8 protein-coding genes are annotated in these 10,853 nt (G+C 45.8%); 6 read left to right on the top strand and 2 right to left on the bottom strand.

What is annotated here, in order from left to right:
- Positions 1 to 131: 131 nt before the first annotated feature.
- From V2H45_RS15615 to V2H45_RS15595, 5 genes are all read left to right on the top strand, one after another.
- Positions 132 to 290: a hypothetical protein gene (locus V2H45_RS15615; RefSeq protein WP_330484583.1), complete on the top strand. Its 159-nt coding sequence runs from the start codon at positions 132 to 134 to the stop codon at positions 288 to 290.
- A gap of 73 nt (positions 291 to 363) precedes the next feature.
- Positions 364 to 1,260, top strand: a complete 897-nt coding sequence (locus tag V2H45_RS15610) for a Fic family protein (RefSeq protein ID WP_330484582.1) — start codon at positions 364 to 366, stop codon at positions 1,258 to 1,260.
- A 3-nt stretch (positions 1,261 to 1,263) separates the two neighbouring features.
- Positions 1,264 to 1,521 carry a hypothetical protein gene (locus V2H45_RS15605; RefSeq protein WP_330484581.1) on the top strand — a complete coding sequence of 86 codons (258 nt, stop codon included), beginning with the start codon at positions 1,264 to 1,266 and terminating at the stop codon, positions 1,519 to 1,521.
- Positions 1,522 to 1,827: 306 nt separating this feature from the next.
- On the top strand, positions 1,828 to 2,424 hold the full coding sequence (locus tag V2H45_RS15600; protein ID WP_330484580.1) for a Uma2 family endonuclease: 597 nt from the start codon (positions 1,828 to 1,830) through the stop codon (positions 2,422 to 2,424).
- A gap of 17 nt (positions 2,425 to 2,441) precedes the next feature.
- Positions 2,442 to 2,654: a hypothetical protein gene (locus V2H45_RS15595; protein ID WP_330484579.1), complete on the top strand. Its 213-nt coding sequence runs from the start codon at positions 2,442 to 2,444 to the stop codon at positions 2,652 to 2,654.
- A 317-nt stretch (positions 2,655 to 2,971) separates the two neighbouring features.
- Here V2H45_RS15595 and V2H45_RS15590 read toward each other — a convergent pair whose 3' ends face one another.
- Positions 2,972 to 6,370: a DEAD/DEAH box helicase gene (locus V2H45_RS15590; RefSeq protein ID WP_330484578.1), complete on the bottom strand. Its 3,399-nt coding sequence runs from the start codon at positions 6,368 to 6,370 to the stop codon at positions 2,972 to 2,974.
- A gap of 85 nt (positions 6,371 to 6,455) precedes the next feature.
- A complete protein-coding gene (locus V2H45_RS15585; protein WP_330484577.1) occupies positions 6,456 to 7,109 on the bottom strand; it encodes a Uma2 family endonuclease in 654 nt (217 codons plus the stop codon).
- A 175-nt stretch (positions 7,110 to 7,284) separates the two neighbouring features.
- Here V2H45_RS15585 and metH point away from each other — a divergent pair, with 175 nt between their 5' ends.
- Positions 7,285 to 10,839, top strand: coding sequence for a methionine synthase (gene metH, locus V2H45_RS15580; RefSeq protein ID WP_330484576.1), 3,555 nt, complete (start codon positions 7,285 to 7,287; stop codon positions 10,837 to 10,839).
- Positions 10,840 to 10,853: the final 14 nt, after the last annotated feature.

Genomic DNA, 10,853 nt, shown 5'->3' with positions numbered 1-10,853 from the left:
AGAGGATTGTAGGGTCTTTATTCGCCATTATAAAAGATGTCAAATCGGTTCTATAAAGCCTCCTTACCTGATTTCAACGTTTAGGTACTGGTTAGGGCTAGGGTCTATACTCTGAAGAGAATGATTTTAATTTGAATATTCCACGTTATGTGGATACGTTTGAGGAAGAAGAAGAGATCGATCTAGGGGCAATCGCGGCAGAGTTGAGATTGATGGATCGGGTGATGGCGGAGAACGATCGGGTGATTCGCAGATTTTGTGAAGAGTTGAGGATTGAAGTGCCGTTATAATTTAGGGAATAGGTTAAGAGGAAATATGGATACTCATTTGTTGCTTTCTTCTTCTCATCTGTACGAGAATTTTATGCAGCGGGTAATTGGTTTAAGTCAACAAGCAAATTTTTCATTAAGTGCTTTGATTGAGGATTATTTGACGATGAATTATCAGCTTAAATTAGAGCAAATAGATAAACTAAAGGCTTGGTTAGATGGGTTTAGACCTTTGGAACCCACGATCGTCGCTGAACTCAAAAAACTCTATGATGTTCGCTTTACTTATAACTCGAATGCGATCGAGGGTAATACTTTAACCCAAAGTGAAACGGAATTAGTTTTAACGAAGGGGATTACGGTTGGGGGTAAAACCCTCGACGAACATTTAGAAGTGATCGGGCATAAGGAGGCGATCGACTATATTGAAAGTTTAGCCCAAAGGGATATGGAGATTAATGAATGGGAAATCAAACAAATTCACAATCTAATTCTCCGCAAAATCAACCCTGATGAAGCTGGGCGTTATCGTCCTCTGGATGTGATGGCGGCTGGCACAAATTATCGTTATCCGCCTCATTATTTGCTGTCTCAGTTAATGGGAGATTTTGCGATCTGGCTGAATTCGGATTCTGCTTTAAGGCTCCATCCGCTCGAATATGCGGCGATCGCACACTATCGGTTTGTCTCTATTCATCCTTTTCGGGATGGGAATGGTCGAACGGCTCGGTTATTAATGAATTTGCTGTTAATTCGTGCTGGCTATCCGATTGTGGTGATTAATAACCAAGTTCGTAATGATTACATTAATGCTTTGGCTTACGGGCAACAGAATCAAGATGATTTGAGCCAGCTTTATGGGTTGATTTTTGATGCTGCTATTAATTCACTTGTGCAGGTTTTAAGGTTGTTGGTGACTGCAAGTAGTAGCAGGGGAAAGGGAGAGGTTTTTTATCGAGAGATTACTGATTTTTTGGGTGATGGGGAATAGGTAATGGGTAATAGGTTGAAGAAAAATGTGCCTGTGTTGAGATTTCCTGAGTTTGAGGGAAGTTGCCAGGCTAAGACTTTGGAGAAATTAGCTGCTTGGAGTTCTGGCGGGACACCATCTAAAGACAATCCAGACTACTGGAATGGTGATATTCCTTGGATCAATGCATTTCAATATACTTTGTTTAATGAATTGCTAGACGAAGAGTATCCCTATGAAGGCAAATTACTCTATAGCCAAGCTTTGTACACACTAGACTAGGAAGACTATACGATCCAGCTACAAACCTTCTTGGATGAACAAGAACTATTAGACGAAGAGTAGGGAACATTGACTGAAACTGAGGCACAACTAGAGCAATCTTTTCATGCAGCATTTTAGAAGCAAGAAAGAATAGCTGATTTTTTGACAGCCAAAGTCTAAGCTGTTGCCAAGTAAATCAATTTATCTGAACAATTCAAAAAAGGCTTGTTACAAAAAATGTTCGTGTAGATTGTTAAAATTAAATCAACTAAACCAGAGTCAAACTAACCCCAAGCAACTGCAAACCATTGGAGGTAACAAACCATGATCGCAGCTAAAGAAAACTTCCCCGCTCTAACCCCTGAAGAATACTTTGCTTGGGAAGAAAATCAACTAGAAAAGCATGAGCTGATCGACGGTCAAGTCTACGCCATGAGCGGCGGTAGCGTTAATCATAGCCGCATTGCAATTCGATTTGCGACCATGATTGATACCCATTTAGACGCTAGTAGTTGCATAACAGGTAACTCAGACCTGAAAGTTAATATTGTTGGCACAAATAACTACACCTATCCTGATGTCAGTGTCACCTGTGACGATCGCGATAAAACCACAACCCAATACATTACCTATCCCTGCCTCATCGTTGAAGTTCTATCTCCTAGTACTGAGACATACGATAGAAGCGGCAAATTTAGGCTGTATCGCAAAAATCCAGTCTTACAAGACTATTTATTAGTTAGTTCCACCGCGATCGAAATGGATTTGTATCACAAAAACGAAGCAGGTGATTGGTTAATTATTAACTACCAAGCAGGCGACACCATAGAACTCAAAAGCATTAATTTAAGCTTTCCCATCGAGCAAATCTATCGCAACCTCGATCTCACACCAGAAACTGAATCAAGCAAATTATCCTAAACCCCATTCCCTAAACAATGAGCCAATCAGAACAAGAACTCGAACAAAATCTAATTCAAAGACTTACTGGCTTAGTCTACGAACCCTTCACCATCCGCAACGCCGCCGAACTCACCGCCAACCTCAAAACCCAACTCGAAAAACATAATCAAGCCAAACTCAACAAATATGGCAAAACTCAACTCAGCGATGCTGATGGTGCTGCGCCCCTACCAATACTATGCCGTTGAAGCCATCATCGAACGTCGCGTCATATCGCAATTACTCGACATCATCAACAAGTTCGATGACGCTCTTGGCGCATTTGCAGAGGAACAATAAAACAACATTTAAAGAAGTAATATGTTGTGCGATGAAGCGGACGGACAAGAGACTCTGATTAGGATGCCGAGATTATCTGCCGCCGATTAACTTAATCGTTAGACCACTCCACTCACCCCTTATGTTTTGTCCTAGGTGTTCCGCCGAGCTTGTTCGTCGAGACCGAGGGTTGAGCCGCATCACCAACGAGATGGGACTCTCTCAGCACAAGATGAGAGTTTGATAACTATTCCAAAATTGCATTTTTATTTAGCGCAATCAGTTGTTTGAATGTGTCGTTGTCTAGTTCCGTCAGCCAAGACTCATCGGCTCCCACGATCGCACCCGCTAGTTTCTTTTTGTCTTCGATCATTTCGTCGATGCGCTCTTCTAGAGAGCCAATTGTGACGAATTTATGCACGAACACATTTTTCTTTTGTCCGATCCGAAAGGCGCGATCAGTGGCTTGATCTTCAACGGCGGGGTTCCACCAGCGATCGAAGTGAAATACGTGGTTTGCTTTCGTAAGCGTAATACCCACACCACCTGCTTTGAGCGAGAGAATAAAAATGGAAGGCTCGGTTTCTGGGTCTTGAAACTCTGCGATCGTGCGCTCTCGCTTATCGCGATTTGTGCCACCGTGAATGTAGTAGGTATTGTAATGATGCTTTTGCCTGAGATGCTTCTCTAAAGCATCGCCAATTTCGGTAAACTGCGTAAAGATTAACAGGCTTTCCCCTCCAGAAATGGCTTCCTCGACCATTTCCGATAGGCGGCTGAGCTTATGCGATCGCTCTGGGGTAAAATCGCTGCCATCTTGCAGAAACTGTCTGGGATGATTGCAAATCTGCTTGAGCTTCATCAATGTAGAAAGAATCAGTCCCTTGCGCTTAATGCCTTCTACTTGATTGAGTTGTACCTCGACATCTCTAACCACGGCTTCGTAGAGCGAGGCTTGCTCCTTGGTGAGGTTGGTATAGAGCTTTTGTTCGATTTTATCGGGGAGGTCTTTAATAATCGAGCGATCGGTCTTGAGCCGCCGTAGAATGAAAGGCTCGACTAATTTCTTTAAAATCCCTGCTTGGATGGGGTCGTTGTTCTTTTGGATGGGCGTTTCAAAGGATTTTTTGAACTGCGCTTCTTTACCCAAATAGCCGGGGTTAAGGAAGTTAAAGATCGACCATAGATCCAACAGACGGTTCTCAACGGGTGTACCAGTGAGCGCTAGGCGGTGCTTTGCCTCTAGTTTGAGAATAGCTTTGGTCTGGGCAGCTTTGGGATTTTTGATGTTTTGTGCTTCATCAATTACGACCCGATGCCAGTTCACGCCGCTAAACAGTGCTTCATCTTTGCGAATCAGCGTAAAGGAAGTAATAATCAGATCGTGGGTGAGGCAAGTGTCCTGAAAAGCTTGGACAGTTTGGATGCGATCGCTGCCGTGATGAAGGCTTGCCCGTAGGTGAGGTGCGAATTTCGCAATTTCTTTCTGCCAGTTTCCCACAACGGAGGTGGGCGCGATCAAAAGCGTCGGCTTTAGGGTAGGGGATTCTGTTGGATCGGATTCTGGCGGACTAGACTCGGTGGTTTTCTTGCTTTTGGTGGCTTTCGCGGATGTTTTGGTCGTCTTCTTAGCTTTGGAATTCGCTGGAACTCCATTAATTTCCGCTCGCTCGTTTACCAGTCGAGCAATAATCTGAACGGTTTTACCGAGTCCCATATCGTCGGCAAGACAACCATTTAAGCCAAGGTTTTCCAGATATTGCAGCCATGCTACACCGCGCCGCTGATATTCTCGTAACGTGCCATTCAGTTGGGGTGGGTTCTCCACAGGCTCAAATTGCTGCTTATCCTGCAACTTCGCCATCATCTCTGCGAGCGTACTGTCGCGATCGACATCCAAGTCAGGATCGGAGGCGGTCAACTTCATAAAGTCAATCAGACTCATCTCTGGCTTCTCTTGACCGTGCTGTTGCCAAAATGTCAGCATCTCTTGCATTTTGTCGCGATCGAGTTCCATCCACTCGCCTCGGAACTTGACCAAGGGAGATTTCGCATTCACCAACTGTTCCCATTCCTTTGCAGAGATGGTTTCATCGCCGATCGCTAATTCGTACTGATATTCCACCAAGCGATCGAGACCAAAGTAGTTTTTGGCTTGGGTCTTGCCACTGGTCGCGCTTTTCCCAGAGGCTTTGAGGCGCATTCTTGCCCTTCTGCGCCCAACAGGTGTCCACCAAGCAGGCACAACCACCTTATAGCCAGCATCTTCTAAAATCCAAGCGGATTCTTTGAGAAACTCAAAGGCTTGGTCGAGATCGAGATTTAAACCTATGGGGCAATCGGTTTCTAAGCCTTGCCAAATGCGATCGTACATCCGCGCAGCGTAGCCCAAATTTAGCAACAGATTTTGCTCGAATTCCTTGCCAAATTGCTTTTGCAGCGTCTTCTTTTTGGCAGCAGTCATTGCCCAATAGGTTTCCAGCGGTAGCTTTAGCGAAGGATCTTGTTTGGGCGAAACTTGAAATTGCAACTGCCAAGGTTCTTGCTCTTTGACAGGGGCTTGCAGTTGAAAGCAAAGATAAAAAGGCGAGTCGGCTTGGGTGCGACTAATTTTTTGCCGCCACCCTTGCCATTGTTGGAACTGTGCCAAATCTTGTTTGGTCGGGCTAGCGATCGCGTTCGCAAAGTTATCCTCAGAAAAATTGAGACATTTCTCTAATAAAGAGTCAGCCACTTGCCGATCGAATTGTGCGGTTGAGGGCGTATGGGTGAGAATGCTATGCAGCACTGATTCCGAAAAATGACGGAGTAGAGTGGTGCGATCGAAAAAATAGAGTTTGTTTGAAGGTTCGCTAAAGCCTGAAACACAAGCTAGAGGCATATATTCTACATATTGTTGGAGATCTGTCTCGTATTTTTCGGAAACAATTTCCCACGCGGGATAAATCTCAGATTTTGAGGCTTGGATGGATTCCTTTTTAGCTTTTGCAGAAGTTTTTGTGTTTTTGGTCGCTTTCGTGGCAAGTTCTCGATAGCTAAAGGCGGGAATGTATTGGTCTTTGAGAATAACTTGCTTAAAGGCTTGCGTGTAGTGATACCAAAACAGCAAGTCTGCGCCTAGTTGCACCTCGGCAAGGTTATTGATCGCGATGAAATGTAGATCGTTAAGCAATTTGATCGCATTCTTGGCGCGTTTGTGGATAAAACTACTGATTTTGACGGACGTGGTAACTTGATAGCAATCAATTTGCCAGTACGCTAGCTCAAAGGTTTCGGGGATTTCGACTTCTAAATATCGGGCTGACTCTAAAGAAGGTAAGGGTTGCTGATTGCTTGTGGGTAATAGGAAGTATTTTGGGAAAATAATTGGAGCTTTTTTGCCATACCTGTTGGTATTTTCTTGCAAGAGATCGTCTTTAATGCCGAGATCGCTAAACAGAAATGACTTTAACTCTGCTTCAGTTAGGCTAGCTGGATGTTTCGATCCTGATGGTTCGGATTCATTCGCTGCTTTAGACTTGGAGGATTTACGCTTTGCCGTGGCGATCGCTTTTGTTTCGGTTGTCTCTACCCAAATATAAAAATTGCCAAGTTGCCAAAAGTCACTGTTAGAATCGGGAATCCAAGTACCATGCAGAATTTTCATAGGATTTCTGTGTGATGCTGAGTCGAAGCACGATGAAGCTGATGTGGTTCGCTCCATCCAACATATAACGAAACTCTATCACAATCTACAATTTTGCCAAATTTTGTTTCGCCCAAGCCCGAAATGCTCGAAATGCTGCACCTCGACCTTCTTGAAACGTGCGCTCTATAAATTGTGGAATTACCTCACGGACGGGAAGAGTGCCAAAGGTTGGACTTAAGGAAGACTCAATATATTCACCATTACAAAGCAGGTAAATCTTTAAGCTACGGTCTAGATAGATCCAAAGTTCGGGGACAGCGATCGCTTGATAAACCTCAAGTTTCGTTTTGGAAGTCACATCGACCTCGATCGCCAAATCTAGAGGAGGATCGATGGATAAATCTAATTTTCTAGCTCCGCGCATGACGACATTGTTTTGGATGTAGAAACAGTCATCAGGTTCTAAGCCTGCTTGTTTATCCATATGCTTGAATGTCGAAGAGCCAAAAGGCTCAAAGTCAACTTCCATCTCATCGAGGAGCGCTTTAATAAAGTCTCCTATAAGTACCTTGACTTTTTCGTGTTCGGGTAAAGGCATCTCAATCTCCAAAACTCCGTCAAAATAAGCAACCCTTGCCGCGCGTTTTTCTCCTAAATCTTCTAGAATCGCCTCAAATTGCTGCCAATCGATGTCATGCAAAATTGTGCTCTGCCCAGGCAAAGTCTCAATTTGTGAGATTCGTACTAATGTTGCCATCCTGTTAGCTCCTATCCAGCCAGTCTTATTGCTGTTTTTACGAATATGAAAATCAAGGTTTAAATTCCAAAATCCGCCAAATTATTGATTTCACCAAATAAAACATATCAAAATATATAATGAAACTCAGCGATTTCACGCTTTTTGCTTACCTACTACCTTGCATACTGTCACCATGAGTAACCTGTTTCTGGAACGTCTTCATAGCAGCGATCGCCCCGTACTTGTATTTGATGGGGCAATGGGAACAAATCTGCAAACCCAAAACCTCACAGCAGAGGACTTTGGTGGGGCGGAGTATGAGGGGTGCAATGAATATCTGGTGATCACCAATCCTGCTGCTGTGGCGAAGGTGCATCGGGACTTTTTGGCGGCGGGGGCTGATGTGATCGAGACCGATACCTTTGGCGGTACGTCGATCGTGTTGGCTGAGTATGACTTGGCGGATCGGGCATACGAACTGAGCAAAAAAGCCGCAGAATTAGCAAAATCTGTCACAGCCGAATTTTCTACTCCTGAGAAGCCTCGTTTTGTCGCAGGTTCGATTGGGCCGACAACCAAGCTTCCTACGCTCTTGCACATTGATTTCGAGACGATGAAGCAGTCCTTTATCGAGCAGATCGAGGGGCTTTGCGATGGTGGCGTAGACCTGCTGATTGTGGAAACCTGTCAGGATATGCTTCAGATCAAGATTGCACTCAATGCGATCGAGGAAGTATTCCAACGACGAGGCGAAAGGCTACCTCTGGTTGTATCGGTGACGATGGAAACAACGGGAACGATGCTCGTAGGTACGGATATCAGTGCGGTTCTAACGATTTTGGAACCCTATAAAATAGATGTCTTGGGTCTGAACTGTGCCACGGGCCCTGACAAAATGACCGAGCATATTCGCTATTTGGCAGAGCATTCCCCCTTTGTCGTGTCCTGTATTCCCAATGCGGGTTTACCTGAGAATGTGGGAGGGAAAGCCCATTACAAACTTACTCCGACTGATCTCAGAGAACATCTCAAGCATTTCGTCGAAGATCTAGGCGTGCAGGTGATTGGGGGATGTTGCGGTACGAGACCCGACCACATCCAAGAACTTGCCTCTCTAGCGGCAGAATTTAAACCCAAACAACGGCAGAATCACTACGCACCTTCGGCAGCGTCGATTTACAGTTCTCAAACCTACGAACAAGATAATTCTTTCTTGATTGTGGGAGAGCGATTGAATGCGAGTGGTTCTAAAAAATGTCGCGATCTCTTGAATGCCGAGGACTGGGATGGATTGGTTGCCCTAGCGCGATCGCAGGTTAAAGAAGGCGCACATATTCTCGATGTCAACGTCGATTATGTGGGACGCGATGGCGTGCGCGATATGCACGAGTTGGTATCTCGACTGGTCACGAATGTGACGATTCCCCTGATGCTGGACTCGACGGAATGGGAGAAGATGGAAGCGGGCTTGAAACTGGCGGGCGGCAAGTGTTTGTTGAATTCCACCAACTATGAAGATGGCGAACCTCGTTTTTGTAAGGTGCTAGAACTTGCCAAGACCTACGGGGCAGGCGTGGTGATCGGTACAATTGATGAAGAAGGCATGGCGCGGACGGCCGATCGCAAGTTTGCCATTGCCAAACGCGCCTATGAAAAGGCAACCCAAGAGTATGGCATTCCACCCTATGAAATCTTTTTTGATACCCTAGCCTTGCCAATTTCTACAGGGATTGCCGAAGATCGGCGCAATGCGGCGGAGACGATCGCAGCCAACCGCAGAATCAAAGAGGCAATGCCAGAGTGTCACATCATTCTCGGTGTCTCGAATATCTCGTTTGGCTTGAATCCCGCCTCACGGGTGGTACTAAATTCCGTATTTCTGCACGAGGCGCAAAAAGCGGGAATGGATGCCGCGATCGTCAATGCCAGCAAGATTTTGCCTCTCAGTCGCATCGCACCTAAAGAATTAGAGGTCGCCCGACAGTTGGTTTATGACGAACGCCAATTTGATGGCGATATCTGCACCTATGACCCCTTGGGCGAATTCACCACGCTATTTGAGGGAGTCACGACCAAACGCGACAAGAGCGAAGATGTCAACTTACCGATCGAAGAGCGATTAAAACGGCATATCATCGATGGCGATCGCGTCAATTTAGAAGAACGCCTAGATGAAGCGCGGAAACTCTACGCTCCCCTCGATATCATCAACAACTTCCTCTTGGATGGCATGAAGGTGGTGGGCGATCTGTTTGGTTCGGGACAGATGCAATTGCCCTTTGTGCTGCAATCAGCGGAGACGATGAAGGCGGCGGTCGCCCATCTAGAGAAGTTTATGGAGAAGGTGGAAGGCTCTAATAAAGGGGTAGTGATAATTGCCACGGTCAAGGGTGATGTGCATGACATCGGTAAGAACCTCGTCGATATCATTCTCTCGAACAATGGTTACAAGGTCGTGAATATCGGCATTAAGCAGTCTGTGGATAATATCATTGCTGCCTATGAGGAGCATCAGGCTGATTGCATCGCCATGAGCGGCTTATTGGTGAAATCCACTGCCTTTATGAAAGAGAACCTCGCAACCTTCAATCAAAAAGGAATTGCCGTTCCAGTGATTCTCGGTGGCGCAGCACTAACGCCCAAGTTTGTCTATGAGGATTGCCAAAATGCCTATCAAGGTCAAGTCGTCTATGGCAAGGATGCCTTCTCCGATCTGCACTTCATGGATGAATATATGCCAGCCAAAGCCGCAGGCAAATGGGAGCATCACCAAGGATTTTTAGATGGGAATGGACATAAATCTCTCCCCAAGGCACAGGAGCGTGAAGAAATTGCCGAAGTTGCTCCTAAACTCAAGGAGGAAATTCCCGAAGATACGAATCGTTCTGAAGCGATCGCTTTAGATATTCCCCGTCCCACACCCCCATTCTGGGGAACGCAGATTCTCACGGCGGCGGAAATTCCTTTGGAAGAGGTGTTTTGGTATCTCGATCTGCAAGCTCTAATTGCTGGGCAGTGGCAATTCCGCAAGCCCCAAGAGCAATCGCGAGAGGAATATGATGCTTTCCTTGCTGAGAAAGTCTATCCCGTTTTAGAAACTTGGAAACAACGCATTCTTAATGAGAATTTGTTGGAGCCTGCGCTGGTTTATGGCTACTTCCCCGTGCAAGCCGATGGCAATCACGTTTATTTCTATGACTTCAAGGAAGCCCAAACCCATTCGCAGCAAGGGGCGCACCAAAATCTTCAGCCGATCGCTTCGTTTAAATTCCCCAGACAGCGATCGCTGCGTCGCCTCTGTATTGCAGACTTTTATGCTGACAAATCTACAGGTGCGATCGATGTGATGCCCCTGCAAGCTGTAACGATGGGACATAAAGCGAGGGAATTCGCCCAGAGTCTCTTTACATCCAATCAGTACACGGACTATTTGTATTTCCACGGCATGGCAGTGCAAATGGCGGAAGCTTTGGCAGAGTGGACGCACGCGAGAATTCGCCGAGAGTTAGGCTTTGGTGCGGAAGATCCTGATAATATTCGTGATGTGCTTGCCCAGCGCTATCGCGGTTCTCGCTATAGTTTTGGCTATCCCGCCTGTCCGAATATGCAGGATCAGTACAAGTTGCTCGATTTACTCGATGCCAGTCGGATTGGCATGTTGATGGATGAAAGCGAACAGCTCAGCCCTGAAGAATCGACAACGGCTCTGATTGCCTACCATCCTGAAGCCCGATATTTTAGTGCTTGATTCCGATCGGTTTA

Origin of the sequence: Tumidithrix elongata BACA0141, assembly GCF_036349135.1 — a bacterium.
Classification (GTDB): domain Bacteria; phylum Cyanobacteriota; class Cyanobacteriia; order Pseudanabaenales; family Pseudanabaenaceae; genus Tumidithrix; species Tumidithrix elongata.
This window is presented reverse-complemented; position numbering and strand designations above follow the sequence as displayed.